21 protein-coding genes are annotated in these 21,353 nt (G+C 71.0%); 15 read left to right on the top strand and 6 right to left on the bottom strand.

The window, feature by feature from the left end; translation table 11 throughout:
- The first annotated feature begins 96 nt into the window (after positions 1-96).
- The 4 genes from NR112_RS03715 to NR112_RS03700 all read left to right on the top strand — a co-directional run bounded on the left by NR112_RS03715 (position 97) and on the right by NR112_RS03700 (position 5,865).
- The gene (locus tag NR112_RS03715; RefSeq protein ID WP_256792619.1) at positions 97-1,035 is read left to right on the top strand and encodes a F0F1 ATP synthase subunit gamma; all 939 of its coding nucleotides are present in this window, start codon (positions 97-99) and stop codon (positions 1,033-1,035) included.
- A 27-nt stretch (positions 1,036-1,062) separates the two neighbouring features.
- The gene (gene atpD, locus NR112_RS03710) at positions 1,063-2,523 is read left to right on the top strand and encodes a F0F1 ATP synthase subunit beta (protein ID WP_256792618.1); all 1,461 of its coding nucleotides are present in this window, start codon (positions 1,063-1,065) and stop codon (positions 2,521-2,523) included.
- Positions 2,524-2,591: 68 nt separating this feature from the next.
- Positions 2,592-4,316, top strand: coding sequence for a hypothetical protein (locus NR112_RS03705; protein ID WP_256792617.1), 1,725 nt, complete (start codon positions 2,592-2,594; stop codon positions 4,314-4,316).
- Between the two features lie 169 nt (positions 4,317-4,485).
- Positions 4,486-5,865 carry an NAD(P)/FAD-dependent oxidoreductase gene (locus NR112_RS03700; protein ID WP_256792616.1) on the top strand — a complete coding sequence of 460 codons (1,380 nt, stop codon included), beginning with the start codon at positions 4,486-4,488 and terminating at the stop codon, positions 5,863-5,865.
- 107 nt (positions 5,866-5,972) lie between these two features.
- On the opposite strand, the gene NR112_RS03695 is transcribed toward NR112_RS03700, so the two are convergent.
- Positions 5,973-6,410, bottom strand: coding sequence for a hypothetical protein (locus NR112_RS03695; RefSeq protein WP_256792615.1), 438 nt, complete (start codon positions 6,408-6,410; stop codon positions 5,973-5,975).
- A gap of 117 nt (positions 6,411-6,527) precedes the next feature.
- On the opposite strand from NR112_RS03695, the gene NR112_RS03690 reads away from it, so the two are divergent.
- Both NR112_RS03690 and NR112_RS03685 read left to right on the top strand, forming a co-directional pair.
- Complete coding sequence (locus tag NR112_RS03690; RefSeq protein WP_028785412.1) at positions 6,528-6,803, top strand: F0F1 ATP synthase subunit epsilon; 276 nt, start codon at positions 6,528-6,530, stop codon at positions 6,801-6,803.
- An 8-nt stretch (positions 6,804-6,811) separates the two neighbouring features.
- On the top strand, positions 6,812-7,249 hold the full coding sequence (locus tag NR112_RS03685; RefSeq protein ID WP_256792614.1) for a DUF2550 domain-containing protein: 438 nt from the start codon (positions 6,812-6,814) through the stop codon (positions 7,247-7,249).
- Between the two features lie 124 nt (positions 7,250-7,373).
- Here the strand turns inward: NR112_RS03685 and NR112_RS03680 are convergent, their stop codons facing one another.
- Positions 7,374-8,018, bottom strand: a complete 645-nt coding sequence (locus tag NR112_RS03680) for a cob(I)yrinic acid a,c-diamide adenosyltransferase (protein ID WP_256792613.1) — start codon at positions 8,016-8,018, stop codon at positions 7,374-7,376.
- Between the two features lie 66 nt (positions 8,019-8,084).
- Here NR112_RS03680 and murA point away from each other — a divergent pair, with 66 nt between their 5' ends.
- The 5 genes from murA to NR112_RS03655 all read left to right on the top strand — a co-directional run bounded on the left by murA (position 8,085) and on the right by NR112_RS03655 (position 13,126).
- Positions 8,085-9,371: a UDP-N-acetylglucosamine 1-carboxyvinyltransferase gene (murA, locus tag NR112_RS03675; protein WP_256792612.1), complete on the top strand. Its 1,287-nt coding sequence runs from the start codon at positions 8,085-8,087 to the stop codon at positions 9,369-9,371.
- Between the two features lie 207 nt (positions 9,372-9,578).
- The gene (locus NR112_RS03670) at positions 9,579-9,947 is read left to right on the top strand and encodes an STAS domain-containing protein (protein WP_256792611.1); all 369 of its coding nucleotides are present in this window, start codon (positions 9,579-9,581) and stop codon (positions 9,945-9,947) included.
- A gap of 103 nt (positions 9,948-10,050) precedes the next feature.
- Positions 10,051-12,069 (top strand): protein meaA, encoded by a 2,019-nt coding sequence (locus NR112_RS03665; RefSeq protein WP_256792850.1) that lies wholly within the window; start codon positions 10,051-10,053, stop codon positions 12,067-12,069.
- 20 nt (positions 12,070-12,089) lie between these two features.
- The gene (locus NR112_RS03660) at positions 12,090-12,437 is read left to right on the top strand and encodes a hypothetical protein (protein WP_256792610.1); all 348 of its coding nucleotides are present in this window, start codon (positions 12,090-12,092) and stop codon (positions 12,435-12,437) included.
- Positions 12,437-13,126: a DNA alkylation repair protein gene (locus tag NR112_RS03655; RefSeq protein WP_256792609.1), complete on the top strand. Its 690-nt coding sequence runs from the start codon at positions 12,437-12,439 to the stop codon at positions 13,124-13,126. The genes NR112_RS03660 and NR112_RS03655 overlap by 1 nt, the downstream gene beginning before the upstream one ends.
- Before the next feature lie 54 nt (positions 13,127-13,180).
- Here the strand turns inward: NR112_RS03655 and nucS are convergent, their stop codons facing one another.
- Positions 13,181-13,876: an endonuclease NucS gene (gene nucS, locus NR112_RS03650; protein ID WP_256792608.1), complete on the bottom strand. Its 696-nt coding sequence runs from the start codon at positions 13,874-13,876 to the stop codon at positions 13,181-13,183.
- Positions 13,877-13,961: 85 nt separating this feature from the next.
- Here nucS and NR112_RS03645 point away from each other — a divergent pair, with 85 nt between their 5' ends.
- The gene (locus NR112_RS03645; protein WP_256792607.1) at positions 13,962-15,740 is read left to right on the top strand and encodes a 3-hydroxyacyl-CoA dehydrogenase family protein; all 1,779 of its coding nucleotides are present in this window, start codon (positions 13,962-13,964) and stop codon (positions 15,738-15,740) included.
- Positions 15,741-15,756: 16 nt separating this feature from the next.
- Positions 15,757-16,065 (top strand): hypothetical protein, encoded by a 309-nt coding sequence (locus tag NR112_RS03640; protein WP_056824342.1) that lies wholly within the window; start codon positions 15,757-15,759, stop codon positions 16,063-16,065.
- A gap of 6 nt (positions 16,066-16,071) precedes the next feature.
- Here NR112_RS03640 and NR112_RS03635 read toward each other — a convergent pair whose 3' ends face one another.
- The gene (locus NR112_RS03635; protein WP_256792606.1) at positions 16,072-16,650 is read right to left on the bottom strand and encodes a TetR/AcrR family transcriptional regulator; all 579 of its coding nucleotides are present in this window, start codon (positions 16,648-16,650) and stop codon (positions 16,072-16,074) included.
- Between the two features lie 103 nt (positions 16,651-16,753).
- On the opposite strand from NR112_RS03635, the gene NR112_RS03630 reads away from it, so the two are divergent.
- Positions 16,754-17,695 carry an NAD(P)-dependent oxidoreductase gene (locus tag NR112_RS03630; RefSeq protein WP_256792605.1) on the top strand — a complete coding sequence of 314 codons (942 nt, stop codon included), beginning with the start codon at positions 16,754-16,756 and terminating at the stop codon, positions 17,693-17,695.
- On the opposite strand, the gene NR112_RS03625 is transcribed toward NR112_RS03630, so the two are convergent.
- Positions 17,692-19,083, bottom strand: a complete 1,392-nt coding sequence (locus NR112_RS03625; RefSeq protein WP_256792604.1) for an AI-2E family transporter — start codon at positions 19,081-19,083, stop codon at positions 17,692-17,694. The genes NR112_RS03630 and NR112_RS03625 overlap by 4 nt on opposite strands.
- A gap of 188 nt (positions 19,084-19,271) precedes the next feature.
- Between NR112_RS03625 and NR112_RS03620 the strand changes: the two genes are divergently transcribed.
- A complete protein-coding gene (locus NR112_RS03620; protein WP_256792603.1) occupies positions 19,272-19,703 on the top strand; it encodes an SRPBCC family protein in 432 nt (143 codons plus the stop codon).
- Between the two features lie 61 nt (positions 19,704-19,764).
- Here the strand turns inward: NR112_RS03620 and ccrA are convergent, their stop codons facing one another.
- Complete coding sequence (ccrA, locus tag NR112_RS03615; protein WP_256792602.1) at positions 19,765-21,105, bottom strand: crotonyl-CoA carboxylase/reductase; 1,341 nt, start codon at positions 21,103-21,105, stop codon at positions 19,765-19,767.
- Between the last annotated feature and the right edge of the window lie 248 nt (positions 21,106-21,353).

Below are 21,353 nucleotides of genomic sequence, written 5' to 3'. Positions count from 1 at the left end.
GTATGCCGCCCGGCCAGCCGGGCGGCAGACGGAAGCGGGCGTGAGCCCACCCCGCAGGCAACCACAGACTTTTACAGACCAAGAGAGGCGGAGCACATGGGAGCGCAGATGCGGATCTACCGCCAGCGCATCAAGTCCGTCAACTCCATCAAGAAGATCACCAACGCGATGGAGCTGATCGCGGCCGCACGCGTCGTCAAGGCCCGCCAGCGGGCCACCGAGGCGATGCCGTACACGACCGCGCTGACGCGTGCCGTGTCCGCGGTGGCGACCAACACGAACGAGGACCACCCGTTGACGACGGCGAAGGAGACCGCGAAGCGGGCCGGCGTCGTCATCATCACGGCGGACCGCGGACTTGCCGGTGCCTACTCCGTCGCGGCGATCAAGGAGAGCGCGGAGCTGATCTCCAAGCTGACCGCCGAGGGCAAGGAGGTCGTGCCCTACCTCGTCGGTCGCAAGGCCGTGAGCTACTTCAAGTTCCGCAAGCGCGACTACGCCGCCGAGTGGACCGGTTTCTCCGACGCCCCGACCTTCGAGAACGCCAAGGAGATCGCCGACCGCATCACGGCCGACTTCCTCAAGCCCACGGAGGAGGGCGGTCACGACGAGATCCACGTCGTGTTCACCCGCTTCCGCTCGATGGTCCGCCAGGACCCCTTCGTGCTGCGCCTGCTGCCGCTCGAGGTCGTCGAGGCCGACGCGGCGGGCGACGACGAGAGCCTCGACCTCAGCGTCAACCGCTACGAGGACGGCCAGATCCCGCCGGAGTACTCCTTCGAGCCGAGCGCTGCCGAGGTCCTCGACCTGCTGCTGCCGAAGTACGTCCGCAACCGCATCTTCACCGCGCTGCTCAGCTCGGCGGCCTCCGAGCTCGCCGCCCGCCAGCGGGCGATGAAGTCGGCCACCGACAACGCGACGGAGCTGATCAAGACCTACCAGCGCCTCGCCAACCAGGCCCGTCAGGCCGGCATCACCCAAGAGATCAGCGAAATCGTGGGCGGCGCCAACGCCCTCGCCGACGCCAAGAAGTAACGCCCACAGGTAAGGAAGCAGACCACCATGACTGCAACTGTCAGCGACACCACGTGGACGGCCCCGCCCGCGGGCGGCGTCGGACGCATCTCCCGCATCATCGGCCCGGTCGTCGACGTGGAGTTCCCCGTCGACGCCATGCCGGAGCAGTACAACCTGCTCACGACCGAGGTCACCCTCGCCGGCGAGACGAAGAACATCAACCTCGAGGTCGCGCAGCACATCGGCGACAACATGGTTCGTGCGATCTCGCTCCAGCCGACCGACGGCCTCGTGCGCGGCTCGGCCGTGCAGGACACCGGTGGCCCCATCACCGTCCCCGTCGGTGACGTGACGCTCGGCCACGTGTTCAACACGACCGGCGAGTGCATGAACCTCGCCGAGGGCGAGCGGCTCGAGGTCAAGGAGCGCTGGGGCATCCACCGCAAGGCTCCCGCCTTCGACCAGCTCGAGTCCAAGACCACGATGTTCGAGACGGGCATCAAGGTCATCGACCTCATGACCCCGTACGTCCAGGGCGGCAAGATCGGCCTCTTCGGTGGTGCCGGTGTCGGCAAGACGGTGCTCATCCAGGAGATGATCGCCCGTGTCGCCCGTGACCACGGTGGTGTGTCGGTGTTCGCCGGTGTCGGTGAGCGCACCCGCGAGGGCAACGACCTCATGGTCGAGATGGAGGAGGCGGGCGTCCTCGGACAGACCGCGCTCGTCTTCGGTCAGATGGACGAGCCGCCGGGCACGCGTCTGCGCGTGGCCCTCTCGGCGCTGACGATGGCGGAGTACTTCCGCGACGTCCAGAAGCAGGACGTGCTCCTCTTCATCGACAACATCTTCCGCTTCACGCAGGCCGGCTCGGAGGTCTCGACCCTGTTGGGCCGTATGCCTTCAGCCGTGGGTTACCAGCCCACGCTGGCCGACGAGATGGGCACGCTCCAGGAGCGCATCACCTCGACGCGTGGTCACTCGATCACCTCGATGCAGGCGATCTACGTGCCCGCCGACGACTACACCGACCCGGCCCCGGCCACGACGTTCGCGCACCTCGACGCGACGACCGAGCTCTCGCGTGACATCGCGTCGATGGGTATCTACCCCGCCGTCGACCCGCTGTCCTCGACCTCGCGCATCCTCGACCCGCGCTATGTGGCGGCGGACCACTACAGCACGGCCGTGCGCATCAGGTCGATCCTCCAGCGCAACAAGGAGCTGCAGGACATCATCGCGATCCTCGGCATCGACGAGCTCTCCGAAGAGGACAAGATCCTCGTCAACCGCGCCCGTCGCATCCAGCGCTTCCTGTCGCAGAACACCTACGTCGCCAAGCAGTTCACCGGCATCGAGGGCTCGACCGTGCCGCTCTCCGACACGATCGAGGCGTTCACGAAGATCGCTGACGGCGAGTACGACCACGTCGCCGAGCAGGCCTTCTTCATGTGTGGTGGCCTCGACGACGTCGAGCGCCAGTGGGCGGAGATCCAGAAGAACCTCTGATCTGGATGGATCGATTCACCCGACGACGGGGAGGTGCCCTTGGGGCCCTCCCCGTTCGTCGTCTCTGGGTGCCGTGCTTCGCGGTGGCCGTCGTGGCCGTCGCGATCGCCCGCGCCCGCTACGGGGTGGACCTCAGCGACAGCTCGCACGCCGTGGAGCTGGCGCTCCGGCTCGCCCAGGGTGACGTCCCGTTCCGGGACGAGATGAACGTCCAGGCGCTCGGTGCCTGGCCCGCGGTCCCGTTCGTGTGGATCTGGGAACACGTCGTCGGGCTCGACGGCCTCGTGCTCGCCTCGCGGGTGTGGTTCGTGCTCGTCTGCGCCGGCGTGGGGGCCGTGTGCTGGCGCGCGATCGCACCGGCGTTCGGTCGGGGCACGAGCGCGTGCGCGCTGGCCGTGGCGCTGCTGCCGGCGGCATACAACCAGCAGGTCGTGTCGTACAACACGACCCCGGCGCTGATGTACCTCCTCGCCGTGTGCTGCGGGCTGGGCGCCGCCATCCGCTGCGTCCGCTGCGCGCGCCCGTATGCCGTGTCGGCGGGGGCGGCGACCGCGCTCGGGGCGGTGAGCCACCCCGTGACAGCCCCAGCGGCAGCCGCGCTCCTCGTCGTGCTCGGCGTGCTGCTCTGGCGCCTCGACGCGGCGACCTCGAGGTCGGGTCGCGCGCCCGGCGAACGGCGTCCCGGCGCGCTCGACCTCGTCTCGGCGCGGCGCGGAGTGCTGGCGGTCGCGTGCGGTGCACTCGTCGTCGGTGCGGTCGTCGGGGTCCTCGCCCTCGTGGTCTGGGGCCCGGCCGACATCTCGGCGACCGTGGCCTTCACCGACGCCTACCAGGCCGCGCGCCCGAGTCGCTGGGACCGGCTCGGGCGGTGGACCTCCCAGGTCGGGACCGCCCTCGCGAGCCCGTGGGTCCTGCTCGCGGTGCCACTCGCCCTGCTCGCTGCGGTTCCCGCTGCGCGACGCCTGAGGGTGCCGCTCGTGCTCCTCGCCGTCGGTGCGGTCACGGTCCAGGCCCTCCAGAGCGGGGTGGTCTCGACGACGTACACCGTGCTGTCGTGGCTCACCCCGCTGCTCGGCACCGTCCTGGTCGTCGTCCTGCTGCCGGTCCTCGTCGTCGTCGCGGTACGGACCCGGGGACCCGTGGCCCGCCTGACCCTTCTCGGCCTGACACCCACGCTCGTCGGCATGCCCTTCCTCGCCGCGTTCACCTCCTCCGGCCCGGTGTGGGGGGCGACGGCGGCGGTGCTGGCGCCCGGGCTGCTCGCCGTGACCGTCGCCGCACTCGTGCACGTCGGCACGCGCCCGGCGAAGGTGGCGGTGGCAGGTCTCCTCCTCGCGTCCTTCGGGACGGTCCACGCGCTCAACAGCTTCCGCGACGGGCCACCGACCGCCCTCGTGGCGGACGCCCCGGGCGGTGCCTTCGCCGGGCTCCGGACCACCGAGCCGCACCGTGCCGAGCTCGAGGCCAACGAGCAGGCCGTGCACGCGTGCGCACGGCCCGGGGACGGGGCGCTCGACTACATCCACCCGGCGGCCTTCCTCTATGCCGACCTCCGCTTCGACACCCCGATCGTCTGGATGGACTTCTTCGGCACGACGAGCCAGGACGTGCTCGACTGGATGCAGCGCTCGGGACGCGTGCCGGAGTGCGTGGTGGCGGCCCGGGACTTCTGGCCGGGGTACGGCCACCACCGCTACGTCCACGAGGCCGACCCGTTGCGTGACTGGGTCGTCGCCCACTACCGCGTCGTGTCACAGACCTCGCAGATCGTCGTCCTGAGGCGGGCCGGATGAGACGAGCGACCAACCGCGCCGGGTGTGACGAGAACCGCAGCCCGTGGAGGCCCTCGGCGTCGCCCACGGGGCATGCGGGTACGACTCATGGTGTTGACACAGATGCACCCGTCAGCGCCGACGAGCCCACCACCTCGCACCAGGACACAGCTCAAGGACAAGGAGAATCGTGAGCACGCCCACCCAGCAGGCCCCGCGCCACCGGGTCGTGGTCATCGGATCGGGTTTCGGCGGTCTGTTCAGCACGCAGAAGCTGAAGCGCGCCGACGTCGACGTGACCCTCATCGCCCGCACGACGCACCACCTCTTCCAGCCGTTGCTCTACCAGGTGGCCACCGGCATCCTCTCCGAGGGCGAGATCGCCCCGTCGACCCGCGAGGTGCTGCACCGCCAGGACAACGCGAAGGTGCTGCTCGGTGACGTCGAGACGATCGACCTCGAGGCGCGCACCGTGACCCACACCGCGGTCGGCAGGGAGACGGTCACCCCCTACGACTCGCTCATCGTCGCCGCCGGCGCCGGGCAGTCGTGGTTCGGCAACGACCAGTTCGCCCGGCACGCCCCCGGCATGAAGTCGATCGACGACGCCCTCGAGCTGCGCGGTCGCATCTTCGGCTCGTTCGAGCTCGCCGAGCTCGCCACGACGCAGGCCGAGGTCGACCGCCTCATGACGTTCGTCGTCGTCGGTGCGGGTCCCACCGGTGTCGAGATGGCGGGCCAGATCTCCGAGCTCGCGCGACGCACCCTCAAGCGCGACTTCCGGCGGATCGACCCGACGAAGGCCCGGGTCGTCCTGCTCGACGCGGCTCCCGCGGTGCTCGGCTCCTTCGGCGAGAAGCTCGGCGACCGTGCTGTCGAGCGCCTGACCGAGATGGGCGTCGAGGTGCGCCTCGGCGCCAAGGTCGTCGACGTCGACGCGACCGGGATCGAGGTGGAGCACGGCGACGGCAGCCGCGAGCGCATCGAGTCGGTGTGCAAGGTGTGGGCCGCGGGCGTCAGCGCTTCGCCGCTCGGTCGCCAGCTCGCCGAGCAGTCCGGCGCCCGCCTGGACCGGGCCGGCCGCGTCGAGGTCCGCGACGACCTCACGCTGCCGGGCCACCCCGAGGTCTTCGTCGTCGGCGACATGATGGCGCTCGACGGGCTGCCGGGCGTCGCCCAGGTCGCCATCCAGGGCGGTCGCTACGCCGCCGAGCAGATCGAGCGACGCCTCGACGGCAAGGAGCCCAAGGGACCGTTCGAGTACTTCGACAAGGGGTCGATGGCCACGATCTCGCGCTTCTCGGCCGTCGCGTCGGTCGGCAAGGCGCAGTTCAGCGGGTTCTTCGCCTGGATCCTGTGGCTGGCGGTGCACCTCGTCTACATCATCGGCTTCAAGCACCGGATCACGACGCTGCTGCACTGGGCCGTCACCTTCATCGGACGCGGTCGGTCCGAGCGCGTCGTCACCGAGCAGCAGGTGTTCGCCCGGCAGGCGATCGCCGACCTCGGCTCGGAGTTCAGTCCCGAGCTGCCGCGCATCGCGACGGACCGCGCGCACGACGAGTCCTGACCGGCCCGGCTGCGACGGGGACCCACGACCGGGCCGGCTCCCCGAGGGAGCCGGCCCGGCGGCATACGTGGTCGGCGTCGTGCCCGCGGGCGCGCGCCGGGGACGCGTCAGGGGACGAGGCGCTCCACGGCGGCGCCGAGGCGGGGGAGTGCGGCGACGACGTGGCCCTTGGCCTTGCCGCGCAGCGAGCCGTAGACCTTGGCGGCCGAGCCGTGCGAGGTCCTGGCGGCTTTCGCGTCGGTCACCGCGAGGAGGGCGTCGGCCGCAGCGTCGGGCTGGGCCGCGAGGTGCGCACCGAACGACGTGTCACCCTTGGTCGCCCAGAAGGAGTCGAGGGCGTTCGCGAACTGGGGCAGCAGACGGTCGGTGGCGCTCGTGACGAAGTTGCCACCGAGCTTCCTGGCGGCGGCGTAGCCGGCCTTGACGGCGGCTCCGCCCAGCCCGGACTTGTCGGCCACCTCGGCGTCGATGACGTCGGTCAGGGTCTCGACGGCCACCGGGCGGCGGGTCGGTTCGAGAAGGGCGTCGGACACGGCAGTGCTCATGGATGGGACTCCTGTGGAGGATGGGAATCGGTGCGGGCGGCCTGCGCCACCTCGCGTACGGAGCATCCTCGCAGAGGCACTAAACTGCAGAGCACACCCCCACGATCCGGAGGAAACGTGAGTTCGCTCAAGGTTGAGATGGTTGCCGCCGACCGGAAGGTCTGGGAGGGCGAGGCCAAGTTCGTACGCGCCCGGTCCATCTCGGGCGAGCTGGGTATCCTGCCCGGCCACACCCCGTTGCTCGGTGTCCTCGTCGAGGGCGAGGTCTCCATCGAGTCCCTCGAGGGCGAGCGTCGCACGGTGACGGTCGACGGTGGGTTCCTCTCGGTCGACTCCGACGTCGTGACCATCGTCGCCGAGCACGTCGACGCCTCATCCCTGCAGACGAGCTGAGGCCCCGCGTGCCGTCCGTTCTCGCCTCGACCGAGATCGTGATCGGCATGCTCCTGGTGGTCGCGGTGGTCGTCCTCGCGACGACCTACCTGCGCCGGCGCTACATCGCCAAGGGTCTGCCCCTGACCCTCTGCGGCATGCGCCGCACGGAGTCCGACCGCTGGCGCCTGGGTCTCATCAGGTTCGGCGACAACGCCCTCGAGTGGTATGCCCTCGGGGGCGTCTCCGTGCGCCCCAAGCACCGCTGGCTGCGTCAGCGCCTGCTGCTCGACGCCCCTGAGCCGCTGAGCGCGAGCGACTCGATCCCGCTGTTGCCCGACGCGAGCCGGGTCCCCTGCAGCGACGGCGGCAGCGACTTCGAGCTGGCCCTCCAGGGGCCCGCCTACACCGCGTTGCGCTCGTGGCAGGAAGCCGCACCCCCCGGCTACAACGTCAACGTCGCCTGACGCCGCCGTTCGGCCCGAAACTGCGCCTTGGCGCACTTCCGTGCCGAATGCGGCCGCCTGAACGTGCGCAACCGCGCCGTGGCGCACATCCGTGCCGCGGCGCGTCGACCGCACGGCGGGCGGGTCAGTGCTTCTTCGTGCGCTCGGGCTTCTCGACGCGGCCGCCACCGGGCTGCCACAGCACGTCGCCGCCGATCGGCTTGTTGGCGATCCGGGCGAGGATGAAGAGCAGGTCCGAGAGGCGGTTGAGGTACTTCGCCGTGAGGACGTTGACGCCGCCGACGCCCCGCGCGTCCGTGTCCTCGGGGGCCGGCTCGGTGCCGTGCTGCTCGGCGGCCGCCCACGCGGAACGCTCGGCGCGACGCACGATGGTCGTCGCGAGGTGCAGGTGCGCCGACCCGGCCGTGCCTCCGGGGAGGATGAAGGACCGGAGCTTCTCGACCTGCTCGAGGTAGTGGTCGCAGTCCGCCTCGAGGTCGTCGATCCAGGGCTGCTCGACGCGCAGGGGCGGGTAGTCGTACGAGTGCCGCAGTGGCGTCGACAGGTCGGCGCCGACGTCGAAGAGCTCGTTCTGCACGCGCTGGAGGGTGGCCCTGACCTCGTCGGGCAGGTCGCCGCACGCGACGGCGATGCCGATGGCGGCGTTGGCCTCGTTGGAGTCGGCGTAGGCGTGCAGCCGGGCGTCGTTCTTGCTGACGCGCGAGAAGTCGCCGAGGCTCGTCGTGCCGTCGTCGCCGGTGCGTGTGTAGATCCGCGTCAGGTTGACCATGGGGCCACTCTCTCACCCGTCGTGGAGGCGCCGTCGGTGGGTCGGTGCCCCGATAGGGTTCGGTGGGTGAGAGAGCGATTCCGTGTCGTCGGTGGCGCCCACCTCGTGGGCGAGGTCGCCGTCGTCGGCGCCAAGAACAGCGCCCTGAAGCTGATGGCCGTGGCCCTGTTGGCCGTGGGCCGCACGACTCTGACGAACGTGCCGGCGATCGCCGACGTGACGATCATGGCCGAGCTGCTGCGCCGGCTCGGGGTGGGCGTCGACTACGACCCGGCCGCGGGCGTCGTCGTCCTCGACGTGCCCGAGCGCATCGGCCACCGGGCCGACTACGAGCTCGTCCGGGCGCTGCGCGCCTCCATCTCGGTGCTGGGCCCCCTCGTGGCCCGCGTCGGCGAGGCCGACGTCGCCGTCCCGGGTGGCGACGCGATCGGCTCGCGTGGCCTCGACCTGCACGCGGCCGGCCTCGAGGCCCTCGGCGCCAAGGTGCACGTGACGCACGGCTACCTCGTGGCCACGGCTCCGGGCGGCCTGTGCGGCGCCGACATCCGCCTCGACTTCCCGAGCGTCGGGGCCACCGAGAACATCCTCACGGCGGCCGTCCTGGCCCGCGGCACGACAACCATCGACAACGTCGCCAAGGAGCCGGAGATCATCGACATCGCCGAGATGCTCGTGTCGATGGGCGCCGAGCTCGAGGGCGCCGGCACGTCACGCATCACCGTCCATGGCGTCGAGGCCCTCGTCCCGACCGAGCACGCCGTCGTCTCCGACCGGATCGCGGCCGGCACGTGGGCCTTCGCTGCCGCCACCACGCGGGGAGACATCGAGGTCGTCGGTGGGGTCGCCGAGCATCTCCGGGCGCCGCTGGGCGCCCTCGAGGAGGCCGGGTGCCACGTGGAGGTCACGCCTCGCGGGTTCAGGGTGTCGGCCGTCGACCGGCGCCCGCGTGCCTTCGACGTCGCGACGCTGCCCTACCCGGGCTTCCCGACCGACCTGCAGCCCTTCGCGCTCTCGTACAACGCCGTCGCAGACGGCTCCGCCATGGTCACGGAGAACCTCTTCGAGGCCCGCTTCCGCACGGTCCAGGAGCTCGCACGTCTCGGCGCCGACGCGCAGATCGACGGGCACCACGTGATGACGCACGGTGTTCCGTTGCTGTCCGGCGCCCCCGTCGAGAGCAGCGACATCCGCTCCGGCGCCGCCCTGGTCATCGCCGGCCTCGTGGCCGAAGGGGACACCCTCGTCAGCGGTGTCCACCACATCGACCGCGGCTACCCGCGGTTCGAGCAGGCGCTGCGCGCCCTCGGTGCCGACGTGACGCGCGAGCCTGACGACGAGCCCCCGTTCGAGTAGCCGAACCTCGGACACACGCCACGCCGATTCCGCGGTTGCGGGGGGCGGATCGTCGCTGTGTCAGGAGCGCTCAATGGAGGCACCGAGGCCGCCGGGGTTGTTCGCTTGATGTTCGTATTTTCTTGACCACTTCTTGACTCCTAGGGGCAACGTTTTGGCTGGCTGAGGCGTCATCATGGTGACGGCACAGCGTTGAGAGGGGTCTACATGACGCTGAACACCCACCGCAGGGGTCCGGTCAGAGTGCTCGACGCACCCGACGGCCACGATGTCATCATCGAGGGGCGTCTCGACGTCCACACGGTGCCCGACATCCGCGACGCGATCCACGCGGTCATCATCCAGGGTCCGGGGGAGCTGCGCCTGCACCTCGGCGGCGCCGAGATCGGCGACGCGACGGGCCTCGGTGTCATCGTCCACCTCCACCGGCGGGCCACCCGCGCCGAGCGTCGGCTGGTGCTCGTCGACGCGAGCGACCGCACGACGCGTCTGCTGCGCGGCTGCCGCCTCGAGCGCATCCTCGCCCCGCGCCACCCGGCTCCGGCGAGTCTGACTGTGGCGCCTCTCACCGCCTGAGCGCCTCCCCGCGGCTGCACCCCGCCGCTACCGTCGAGCCATGTCTTCGACGGAGAGCACGCCGCATCCGGCCGCCCGGGTGACGCCCGACCGGCCGTGGGTCATGCGCACGTACGCCGGTCACTCGAGTGCCGCCGCGAGCAACGAGCTCTACCGCCGCAACCTCTCCAAGGGCCAGACGGGTCTGTCCGTCGCCTTCGACCTGCCGACCCAGACGGGCTACGACCCGGACCACGTCCTCGCTCGCGGCGAGGTCGGCAAGGTCGGGGTCCCGATCAGCCACATCGGCGACATGGCAGCCCTCTTCGACGCCATCCCGCTGCGCGAGATGAACACCTCGATGACGATCAACGCGACGGCGATGTGGATGCTCGCGCTCTACCAGGTCGCCGCCGAGCGCCAGGCGGAGGCCGCCGGCGAGGACCCGGCTGCCTGGGTGCACGAGCTCGCGGGCACGACCCAGAACGACATCATCAAGGAGTACCTCTCGCGCGGGACCTACGTCTTCCCGCCCGCGCCGTCGCTCCGGCTCATCACGGACATGGTCACCTACACCGTGCGCGAGATCCCGAAGTGGAACCCCATCAACATCTGCAGCTACCACCTGCAGGAGGCCGGGGCGACCCCCGTGCAGGAGATCGCGTACGCCATGTCGACGGCGGTCGCCGTGCTGGACGCCGTGCGCGACTCGGGGCAGGTGCCGCCCGAGGAGTTCGCCAGCGTCGTCGCCCGGATCTCCTTCTTCGTCAACGCCGGCGTGCGGTTCGTCGAGGAGATGTGCAAGATGCGCGCCTTCGTGCAGCTGTGGGACGAGCTGACCCGGGAGCGCTACGGCGTGACCGACCCGAAGGCCCGCCGTTTCCGCTACGGCGTGCAGGTCAACAGCCTGGGCCTCACCGAGGCCCAGCCCGAGAACAACGTCCAGCGCATCGTCCTCGAGATGCTCGCCGTGACGCTCTCCAAGGACGCCAGGGCCCGCGCCATCCAGCTGCCGGCGTGGAACGAGGCGCTCGGCCTGCCGCGCCCGTGGGACCAGCAGTGGAGCCTGCGCATGCAGCAGGTGCTCGCCTACGAGTCCGACCTGCTCGAGCACGACGACCTCTTCACCGGGTCGGTCGTCGTCGAGGCCAAGGTCGCCGAGCTCGTGGCCGGGGCGAAGGCGGAGATGGCCCGGGTCGAGGAGATGGGCGGCGCCGTCGCTGCCGTCGAGTCCGGCTACATGAAGTCCGCGCTCGTCGCCTCCCACGCCGAGCGTCGTCGTCGCATCGAGGCGGGGGAGGCCGTCATCGTCGGCCTCAACCGCTTCGAGACCACCGAGCCCAACCCCCTCACCGCCGACCTCGACACCGCGATCCAGACCGTCGACGCCGACGTCGAGCGCCACGCCTCCGAGGCCGTACGCGCGTGGCGCGCGACGCGCGACGCCGAGCCCCAGCGCCGGGCGCGCGCCGCGGCGGCCCTCGAGCGTCTGCGCGCCGACGCGGCCACCGACGTCAACCTCATGGCAGCCTCGCTCGAGTGCGCCCGTGCCGAGGTGACGACGGGAGAGTGGGCCGCCGCACTGCGCGAGCAGTTCGGCGAATACCGCGCACCCACCGGGGTCTCCGGCTCGGTGGGCGTCGGCTCGAGCGAGCCCGGCGACGCCCTGTCCCACGTACGCCGGCTCGTGGCACGCACCGGCGAGGAGCTCGGCGAGAAGCTGCGCATCCTCGTCGGCAAGCCCGGCCTCGACGGCCACAGCAACGGCGCCGAGCAGGTCGCGGTGCGGGCCCGCGACGCCGGGTTCGAGGTCGTCTACCAGGGGATCCGGCTGACGCCCGAGCAGATCGTCGCGGCCGCCGTGGCCGAGGACGTCCACCTCGTCGGCCTCTCGATCCTCAGCGGCTCGCACATGGAGCTCGTGCCCGAGGTCCTCCGGGGCCTGCGCGAGGCGGGTGCCGGCGACGTACCGGTCATCGTCGGAGGCATCATCCCCGAGTCCGACGCCGCGGCACTGCGGGCCGCCGGCGTCGCCATGGTCTTCACGCCGAAGGACTTCGGCCTCAACGACATCATGGGCGAGATGGTGGGTGTCATCCGCGCCGCGCGGGGCCTGGTGCCCCTCGAGTCCGCGCCCGTCTGAGCAGGCGTAGCGTCGCAGGTATGAGCGACCTGCAGTGCGCCGCGCGCGTCATCGTCGTCAACCCTCCGGCGCTCTCCGACGTCGCCTGGCTGGCGTCCGCGATCCACCTCGAGAAGGTCCAGGCGGTGTATGCCGCTGACGACGTCCCCGACACCGGCCCGGTCGAGTCGCTGGCCGACGACCTCGGCGTCCCCTCGCACCTCGGGCACGGCGACCTCCACGACGGGTCGTCCGGACTCGAGGAGCTCGTCGACCGGCACCGCGGCGAGACCGTCGTCGTCGTGCGCGGAGGGGAGGCACCCGACCCGCTCATGCTGCTCGTCGACGCAGACGGCGTCACCGCCCAGCCGATCGAGGGCCTGTCCTGATGGCGTCGGTGGCGACGGCCGCGGCCGTGGTCGCCGAGCTCGAGGCCGAGGGCTCGCCGGAGGCGCTCGCATCGGTGCGCACGCGCCTCGCCCCCGACGAGGAGGCCCTGGGCGTGCGGATGGGCACGGTCTTCGCCGTCGCCAAGCGACAGACGGCGCTACCGCTCAGCGAGGTGCAGCGGCTGCTCGCCCACCCGGCCTACGAACCTCGGCTCGCTGCCCTCTGCATCCTCGACTTCAAGGCCCGGCGCAAACGGATCGACGGTCACGGTCGCGGCACCCTCGCCCGGACCTACCTCGGTCACCACGACCGGATCACGACGTGGGACATGGTCGACCGGGCTGCACCGCGCGTCATCGGCCAGTGGCTCGTCGGTCGTGACAAGCAGATCCTGCGCGACCTCGCGCTCTCGCCCGAGCCGCTGCGTCGGCGCACCGCCATGACGGCGCCGCTCGGCTTCCTCGACACCGACGACGTGGAGGTCGGCTGGGAGCTCGCCGCCCAGCTCGCGACCGACCGGGATCCGTTGGTGCACAAGCCCGTCGGCATCTTCGCCAAGCATGCAGGTGAGCGTGACCGAGACCGGCTGGTGACCTTCCTCGAGGAGCATGTCGAGGGGATGCCGCGTCCAGCCGTCCGGCTCGCCGTCGAGAAGCTGCCGTCGGACCTTCGGTCGCGCTGGGTGTGACGACCCGCCGCGCGGTGTGCCTGGGGCGGCCACACGGCATACGCCCTCGGTGGGTCAGAAGAGACGGGACTCCGCGTCGTCGATGCCCTTGAGGGCGTCGTAGTCGAGCACGACGCAGCGGATGCCGCGGTCCTCGGCGAGCGTGCGTGCCTGCGGCTTGATCTGCTGGGCGGCGAAGACACCGGTGACAGGTGCGAGGTGCGGGTCGCGGTTCATCAGCTCGAGGTAGCGGGTCAGCTGCTCGACGCCGTCGATCTCGCCGCGGCGCTTGATCTCCACGGCGACGCTCGTGCCCGCCGAGTCCTTCGCGAGGATGTCGACCGGACCGATGGCCGTCATGTACTCGCGACGCACGAGTGACCAGCCGTGGCCGAGGGTGTGGATGTGCTCGGCGAGCAGCTTCTGCAGGTGCGCCTCGACGCCGTCCTTGACGAGGCCCGGGTCGACGCCGAGCTCGTGGTCCGAGTCGTGGAGGACCTCGTGCAGCAGGACGGTGAGGCGGTCCTCGCTCTTGGCGTGCTGGACCCGCCACACCGCGACGACCCCCTCGGCGGCCTGGACCTCCTCGGGCTCCACCTCGGCCATCGTGCAGGGCGGCGACATCCAGTTGAGCGGCTTGTACGAGCCGCCGTCGCTGTGGACGAGCACCGAGCCGTCCGCCTTGACGACGAGCAGGCGGGTCGCGAGCGGGAGGTGGGCGGTGAGGCGACCGTCGTAGTCGACGCTGCACCGGGCTATGACGAGACGCACCGGTCCACCCTAGAGGAGGGTGCGTGGGCAGCGTCACGCCCCGGGCGGGTGTGGGCGGCGCACACCCTCTGCGAGACTTTCGCCCATGGCTCGTGAGTTCACCAAGGTTGGCGTCATCGGACTCGGCACCATGGGTGCCGGCATCGTCGAGGTCTTCGCACGCAACGGCATCGACGTCGTCGCGGTGGAGGTCACCGACGAGGCGGTCGAGAAGGGCAAGGGCGTCCTGCAGCACTCGACCGACCGGGCCGTGTCGCGCGGCAAGCTCGCTGCCGAGGACCAGGCCGCGCTGCACGCCCGGGTCGGCTTCACGAGCGACATGGCCGACCTCAAGGAGTGCCAGCTCGTCGTCGAGGCGGTGCCCGAGCACCTCCACCTCAAGAAGGACATCTTCGCCAAGCTCGACGCGATCGTCGCCGACGACGCGATCCTCGCGACGAACACGAGCTCGCTGCCCGTCACCGAGATCGCCGTCGCGACGATCAACCCCAAGCGCGTCGTCGGCATGCACTTCTTCAACCCGGCCCCCGTGCTCCAGTTCGTCGAGGTCATCAAGACCGTCATCACGAGCGACGAGACCTTCGAGGACGTCAAGGCGCTCGCCGAGCGGCTCGGCAAGAAGCCGGTCATCGTCGGAGACAAGGCCGGCTTCATCGCCAACGCGCTGCTCTTCGGCTACCTCAACCACGCCGTCGCGATGTACGAGAGCAAGTACGCCACCCGCGAGGACATCGACGCCGCGATGAAGCTCGGCTGCGGCTACCCCATGGGGCCACTCGCCCTCATGGACCTCATCGGCCTCGACACCGCCTACGAGATCCTCGACACCATGTACAAGCAGGGCCGTGACCGCCTGCACGCGCCGAGCCCGATCATCAAGCAGATGGTCAGCGCAGGGCTCAAGGGTCGCAAGAGCGGCCGCGGTTTCTACACGTATGCCGCACCGGGCAGCTCGGCGGTCGTCGACGACGCGCTGACGCCGGCTGCCGCTGGTGACTCGACGGCCGGCACCCGCCCGGTCCGGACGGTCGGCGTCGTGGGCTCCGGCACGATGGCCACGGGGATGGTCGAGGTCTTCGCCAAGGCCGGCCTCGACGTGACGTTCGTGGCCCGCAGCGACGCCAAGGTGGAGGCGGTCCGGGCCGCGCTCGCCACGAGCCTCGAGAAGGCCGTCCAGCGCGGCAAGGCCACCGAGGAGGACCGCGAGGCGGCGCTCGCCCACGTGCGCGGCACGACCCGCCTCGAGGACCTCGCGCAGGTCGACCTCGTCGTCGAGGCCGTCGTCGAGGACCTCACCGTCAAGCGCGCGCTCTTCGAGAACCTCGACGAGATCTGTCGCCCGGGCGCCATCCTCGCGACGACGACGAGCTCCCTGCCCGTCGTCGAGTGCGCGGCCGCCACGAAGCGTCCCCAGGACGTCATCGGCATGCACTTCTTCAACCCGGCCCAGGTCATGAGGCTCGTCGAGGTCGTGCACACGGTCTCGACCGCCGACGACGTCATCGCCACCGTGCAGGCCCTCTGCGCGACGGTCGGCAAGCACGCCGTGACGTGCGGCGACCGCGCGGGCTTCATCGTCAACGCCCTGCTCTTCCCCTACCTCAACGACGCCGTGAAGATGCTCGAGGCCAACTACTCGACGGCCGACGACATCGACACGGCCATGAAGACCGGCTGTGGGCTGCCGATGGGCCCGTTCGAGCTGCTCGACGTCGTCGGCCTCGACGTGTCCCTCGCGATCGAGCGCGAGCTCTACCTCGAGTTCCGTGAGCGCGGCTACGCGCCGGCGCCGCTGCTCGAGCACCTCGTCACGGCCGGCTACCTCGGCCGCAAGACGGGACGTGGCTTCCGCACCTACGCCTGACACCTACGCTGGAGCCATGCCCTCGCGTCGACGTCCCAGCAAGCACGCGCGCGAGCACGTGCCGCTCGACGTGACGCGGATCCAGGGCGGCTCGACCCGTGAGGAGTCGTATGCCGGCACGCGCTGGACCGTGCGCTCGGTGAGCGGCGCGTCCGCCACCCGTGACTACCTGTGTCCGGGCTGCCAGCAGGACATTCCCCCGGGCCTCCCACACGTCGTCGTGTGGCCGGCCGAGGGCGTGGGCGGGCTGGGGGACCGGCGGCACTGGCACACCGGCTGCTGGCAGAAGCGCGACGCGCGTCCGAGCGGCAACTCCTACCGCTGACCTGCGTCACGCGTCGAGGACGGGGGCGAGCTCGCGGGCCACGAGGCGCAGGGGAGCGGTGTCGCGCTGGGCCCTGGCCAGCACGACGGCTCCCTCGAGGGCACACAGCATGAGGGTCGAGAGGACCTGGGCCCGTCGCGGGCCACGGCCCATCGCGACGAGGGCCTCGGTGATCGGGCGCTGCCACGTCTGCAGGGCCAAGTTCGCCGCCTGTCGGACGGCGTCGTTCGCGTCCGCACAGTCGACGACCGCGGCGGCGACCGGGCAGCCTCGTTCGAAGTCACGGGACGCGAGGTCGGCGGCCCAGTCGTCGACGATCGCCGTGAAGAGGTGCCCGGGCGTCGGCCGACGCATCCGCGCGACGTGCTCCTGCACCCGGGCGGCGGCCCAGGCGCCGGACCACTCGAGCGCCTCGCCGACGATCTGGTCCTTGCCGCCAGGGAAGTAGTGCTGGAGGGAGCCCCGCGGTGCACCCGCCGCCACCACGACCTCCCGCAGCCCCGTGCCGGCGACTCCGGTGCGTCGCAGGTGCTGGGCGGCCTCGTAGACGATGCGCTCGCGGGGTCCGTGCGTGCTGGCTGACATGACACCTCTCCTGCGATGGCGTGGGTCTCGACTATGACATCTGTCATGACCAAAGCGCTACTATGACGAATGTCATAGAAGATGAGAGCGCTCGGAGGTTGCCATGGAGACACGGGTCGGGTTCATCGGTCTCGGCATCATGGGACGACCAATGGCCGCCAACCTCCGGCGCGCGGGTCTTCCTCTCACCGTGTGGAACCGGTCACCCCGAGCCGCGGCTGACCTGGCGAGCCTCGGCGCCGTGGTGCGTCCCACACCGTCTGCGGTCTTCGAGGCGAGTGACGTGGTCCTGCTCATGCTCGCCCACGAGGCAGCGGTCGACGAGGTGCTGCAGCGGGGGAGCGAGGCGTTCGTCCGCATGGTGTCGGGGCGCGCGCTCGTGCACCTCGGCACGACCTCTCCCGGTTTCTCGGCCGCGCTCGGGCGGGACGTCGAGGCGGTCGACGGCGACTACGTCGAGGCGCCCGTCTCCGGGTCGCGCATCCCGGCCGAGCGGGCGGAGCTCGTGGCCCTCGTCGGCGGCCGACCGGACGTCGTCGCCCGGGTGGAGCCGCTGCTCGGTGCGATGTGCCGCGAGGTCGTCCGGTGCGGCGACGTACCCGCGGGGACGGGCACCAAGCTCGCCGTCAACCTCTACCTCTGCACGATGGTCGCCGGGCTCGCGGAGGCCTTCCACCTCGCCGACCGTCTCGACCTCGACCTCGAGGTCTTCCGGCGTGCCCTCGACTCCGGTCCGATGGCCAGCGCGGTGTCCGCCGTCAAGCTCGCCAAGCTCGTGGCCCGTGACTTCGAGGCCCAGGCGGCGGTGCGCGACGTCCACACCAACACCAGGCTCATCGCCGACGCGGCCCGGGCGGCCGGGGTGCACAGCCCGGTGCTCGAGGCGACCCGTGAGCTGTTCCGCGAGACCGAGGCCGCCGGCCTGGGGGCGCTCGACATGGCGGCCGTCGTGACGGCGCTGGAGCGGCAGGACACCGGCCGCGCAGGGAGGGTCTCGTCGGGTCCCGCCACACGGCATACGCCCTCGGGGAGGGACCACGGCTAGTGCCGGCGCTGGCGGGGGACGAGCACCTCCTCGTAGAGCAGCAGCGCTCCGGCGGCGAACGGGATCGCGAGCAGCGCGCCGAGGATGCCGAGCAGCGCTCCACCGGCGAGCGCGGCGACGACCGTCACGGCGCCGGGGACCGCCACGGTGCGCTGCATGATGCGCGGCATGACGGCGTAGTTCTCGATCTGCTGGTAGACGATGAAGTAGATGATGACGATGAGCGCCTTCTTGGGCTCGTCGAAGAAGGCGACGATGGCGACGACGGTCGCCCCGAGCGTCGCGCCGATCATCGGGATGAGCCCGAGGAAGCCGACGAGCACCGCCAGCACGGCGGCGAACTGGAGCCCGATGAGGCTCATCATGATCCAGGCGAAGAACGCGTTGATCGCGGCGACGGCGACTTGGCCGATGGCATACGACCCGACCCGGCGCATCACCTCCTCGGCGAGCGAGACGGTGCGCGGGCGCCGGCTGGCGGGGACGAGGGCGTAGGCCCCTTGCTTGACCGCCGGGAGGGAGGCGAGGAAGTAGAGGGTGAGGACGAGGACGGTCAACACGCTGAAGACGCCGGTCGCGATGACCTTGCCGGCGTCGAGGACGCCGCCGAAGACGCCCGCCCACAGGTTGCCGTCGGCGACGCGCTTGTTGACCTCCTCCTGGATGCGCTGGACGAGCTGGTATCGGTGGTCGACGTCCTGCACCCACGGGTTCGCCAGGAGGTTGTCGAAGAGCCGGGGGGCGTTCGTGGCGAGCTCGCTGCCCTGGTCGGCCACCGGGGGGATGACGACCCAGGCTACGAGCGCGAAGACGGCGAGCACGCCGAGGAAGACGAGGGTGACGGCCCAGCCCCGGCGCAGCCTGCGGCGGGCCAGCGCCTCGACGAGCGGGTCGAGCGAGAGCGTGAGGAAGAAGGAGATGACGAGCAGCGTGATGACCGTGCCGAGACGGCCGACGGCCTGCACGACGGCATACGCCGTGAGCACGCCGACGGCACCGACGAAGCCGATGTAGAAGGGCGACTGGCGGTTGAACGGCGTGCCGCTCTGACCGAAGTCGCGCCGGCCGCCCTTGCTCCGCTTGCCGCTGCCCGTCCCCGAGAGGGCCGGGTCGGCAGCGCTCGCGGCGTGGGACCCGGCGGTGGGGCCGGAGGCGTCGGGCCGGGCACCGGGCGGCGGAGCGCCGGCGGGCTCGGTCGTGTCCGACTCCCCGACCCCGAGCGGGAGCGTGGTCGTGAGGAGGTCGGGCGGCCCGTCGGGCGACGGCGGGGGCTCGCCGTACGCGGCCCGCGACGCGCGTTCGTCGAAGCCCAGGTCGCGGGCCCGGAACTCGTCCATCCGGGCGCGCTGGGCGCGTCGGTACCGCGTCCAGCGTCCCCAGATGCTCACGTCCGCGAGCCTACGTCAGGCACGCGCCGGGGCGACGGTTGCCCGTGGCGTGTCAGCCCGGGCCACGTCGCGGTGCGCGCCCGCGGCCCGCGCGGGACGGCATACGGGCACGGGACAGGTGCAGGAGAACACGACGGCCCCCCGCCGCGGCGGGTGGCTCACCCACCCGACCAGCTCGAGGAGCACCCGTGCCCAGCGTGACCCGCAGCTTCACCGTCCATCCCGCGCCCGCCGTCGTCGTCGACTACCTCAAGGACTTCGCGAACGCCGAGGAGTGGGATCCCGGCACCGAGTCGTGCACGCGGCTCGGCGACGGCCCGGTCGCGGTCGGCGCACGGTGGCACAACGTCTCGAAGATCGCCGGCGTGACCACCGAGCTCGACTACGAGCTGACCGAGCTCACCGACACGCGGATCGTCCTCGTCGGGCGCAACGACAGCGCGACGTCGACCGACACGATCACCGTCCTGCCCTCGGGTGAGGGCAGCGAGATCACCTATCAGGCCGACCTCGACATGCACGGACTCGCCAACCTCGCCGCGCCCGCCATGAAGCTCGTCTTCGAGAAGCTCGCGAACGACACCGAGGAACAGCTGACCCGGGTGCTCGAGTCCCGCTGACGCCACCGACGAGGGCGGCCCTGCCACCATGGGGCCGGCCCTCGGGCGTGCCGCAGGACGGCTACTGGTCGGCGAAGCGGTTGATCGCCGACTCGAAGCCTGCGCGCTTCTCCGGGTCGGTGACCCCGAGGCCCGGCTCGGGGGAGAGCGTCAGCACGCCGACCTTGCCCTGGTGGGCGTTGCGGTGGACGTCGAGCGCCGCCTGGCCCACCTCGTCGAGCGTGTAGGTCTTGCTCAGGGTCGGGTGGATGAGCCCGCGGTTGACGAGCTCGTTGGCCTCCCACGCCTCGCGGTAGTTGGCGAAGTGCGAGCTGACGATGCGCTTGAGGTTCATCCAGAGGTACCGGTTGTCGTACTCGTGCATGTAGCCCGACGTCGAGGCGCAGGTGACGATGGTGCCGCCCTTGCGCGCCACGTAGACGCTCGCGCCGAAGGTCTCCCGGCCCGGGTGCTCGAAGACGATGTCGACGTCGTAGCCGCCGGTCAGCTCACGGATCTTCTTGCCGAGCCGCTGCCACTCGCGCGGGTTCTGCTCGGTGCCCTCGTCGTTCCAGAAGCGGTAGTCCTCGGCGTTGCGGTCGATGATGAGCTCGGCGCCCATGGCTCGGCAGATCTCGGCCTTCTCGGGCGAGGAGACCACGCAGATCGGGGTCGCGCCGCCGGCAAGGGCCATCTGCGTGGCGTAGGAGCCGAGGCCGCCGGACGCGCCCCAGATGAGCACCCGGTCGCCGAGCTTCATGGCGGCACCGTTCTTGGAGATGAGCTGGCGGTAGGCGGTGCTGTTGACGAGCCCGGGGGAGGCGGCCTCCTCCCACGTCAGGTGGCCGGGCTTGGGCATCAGCTGGTTGGCCTTGACGATCGCGAGCTCGGCGAGTCCGCCGAAGTTCGTCTCGAAGCCCCAGATGCGCTGCTGCGGGTCGAGCATCGTGTCGTCGTGGCCCTCGGCGTCCTCGAGCTCGACCGAGAGGCAGTGGGCGACGACCTCGGTGCCCGGCTTCCACTTCGTGACGCCGGGGCCGGTGCGCAGGATGACGCCGGCGAGGTCCGATCCGACGACGTGGTACGGCAGGTCGTGGCGCTTGGAGAACTCCGACATGCGGCCGTAGCGCTCGAGGAAGCCGAAGGTCGAGACCGGCTCGAAGATCGAGGTCCACACCGTGTTGTAGTTGATCGCGCTGGCCATGACGGCGACGAGCGCCTCGCCCGGTGCGAGCTCCGGCACGGGTACCTCGTCGATGTGCAGCGACTTGCGCGGGTCCTTGTCGCGCGTGGCGAGTCCCTCGAACATGCCGACCTCGTCCTTGTGGACGGTCGCCCCGCGGTACGTGGCGGGGATCTCGATGTTCGCGTAGGTCTCCTGGGTGCGGTCGCCGGAGAGGATGGCGTCGCGGATGGCCTGCATTGAAGGTCCTTACGTCGCAGCGTCATTGGTGGGTCGAGACAGGTCGAACCCGTGCGGTGTGCCCCCGAACGTAGCGAGACGCGACCCGCGGGCAGCCCCTTCTGAGACGGCCACCACAGGTGACCTGGGTCACGGCCCCGTGTCGTGCTCCGGGTGTGCCGACGGACCGCCACGACGTCGTATGCGGTGTCGCCGCCGACCGTGGGCGTCCGCCGCGCGCACGTGGTGGCGGTCCGGTCGCTCTGGGC

Source organism: Terrabacter sp. Ter38, from assembly GCF_024519435.1.
Lineage (GTDB): Bacteria > Actinomycetota > Actinomycetes > Actinomycetales > Dermatophilaceae > Terrabacter.
Note: the sequence above shows the minus strand (reverse complement) of the source record. Positions and strands in the feature narration are given on the sequence as shown.

Excerpts from the sequence above, each read along its gene's own strand:
- NR112_RS03655 (WP_256792609.1), top strand. The coding sequence starts at position 12,437 with ATGGCGTCGGTGGCGACGGCCGCGGCCGTGGTCGCCGAGCTCGAGGCC.
- NR112_RS03635 (WP_256792606.1), bottom strand. The coding sequence starts at position 16,650 with ATGTCAGCCAGCACGCACGGACCCCGCGAGCGCATCGTCTACGAGGCC.
- NR112_RS03645 (WP_256792607.1), top strand. The coding sequence starts at position 13,962 with ATGGCTCGTGAGTTCACCAAGGTTGGCGTCATCGGACTCGGCACCATG.
- NR112_RS03640 (WP_056824342.1), top strand. The coding sequence starts at position 15,757 with ATGCCCTCGCGTCGACGTCCCAGCAAGCACGCGCGCGAGCACGTGCCG.
- NR112_RS03670 (WP_256792611.1), top strand. The coding sequence starts at position 9,579 with ATGACGCTGAACACCCACCGCAGGGGTCCGGTCAGAGTGCTCGACGCA.
- ccrA (WP_256792602.1), bottom strand. The coding sequence starts at position 21,105 with ATGCAGGCCATCCGCGACGCCATCCTCTCCGGCGACCGCACCCAGGAG.
- NR112_RS03630 (WP_256792605.1), top strand. The coding sequence starts at position 16,754 with ATGGAGACACGGGTCGGGTTCATCGGTCTCGGCATCATGGGACGACCA.
- NR112_RS03680 (WP_256792613.1), bottom strand. The coding sequence starts at position 8,018 with ATGGTCAACCTGACGCGGATCTACACACGCACCGGCGACGACGGCACG.
- NR112_RS03660 (WP_256792610.1), top strand. The coding sequence starts at position 12,090 with ATGAGCGACCTGCAGTGCGCCGCGCGCGTCATCGTCGTCAACCCTCCG.
- NR112_RS03665 (WP_256792850.1), top strand. The coding sequence starts at position 10,051 with ATGCGCACGTACGCCGGTCACTCGAGTGCCGCCGCGAGCAACGAGCTC.
- NR112_RS03695 (WP_256792615.1), bottom strand. The coding sequence starts at position 6,410 with ATGAGCACTGCCGTGTCCGACGCCCTTCTCGAACCGACCCGCCGCCCG.
- NR112_RS03715 (WP_256792619.1), top strand. The coding sequence starts at position 97 with ATGGGAGCGCAGATGCGGATCTACCGCCAGCGCATCAAGTCCGTCAAC.
- atpD (WP_256792618.1), top strand. The coding sequence starts at position 1,063 with ATGACTGCAACTGTCAGCGACACCACGTGGACGGCCCCGCCCGCGGGC.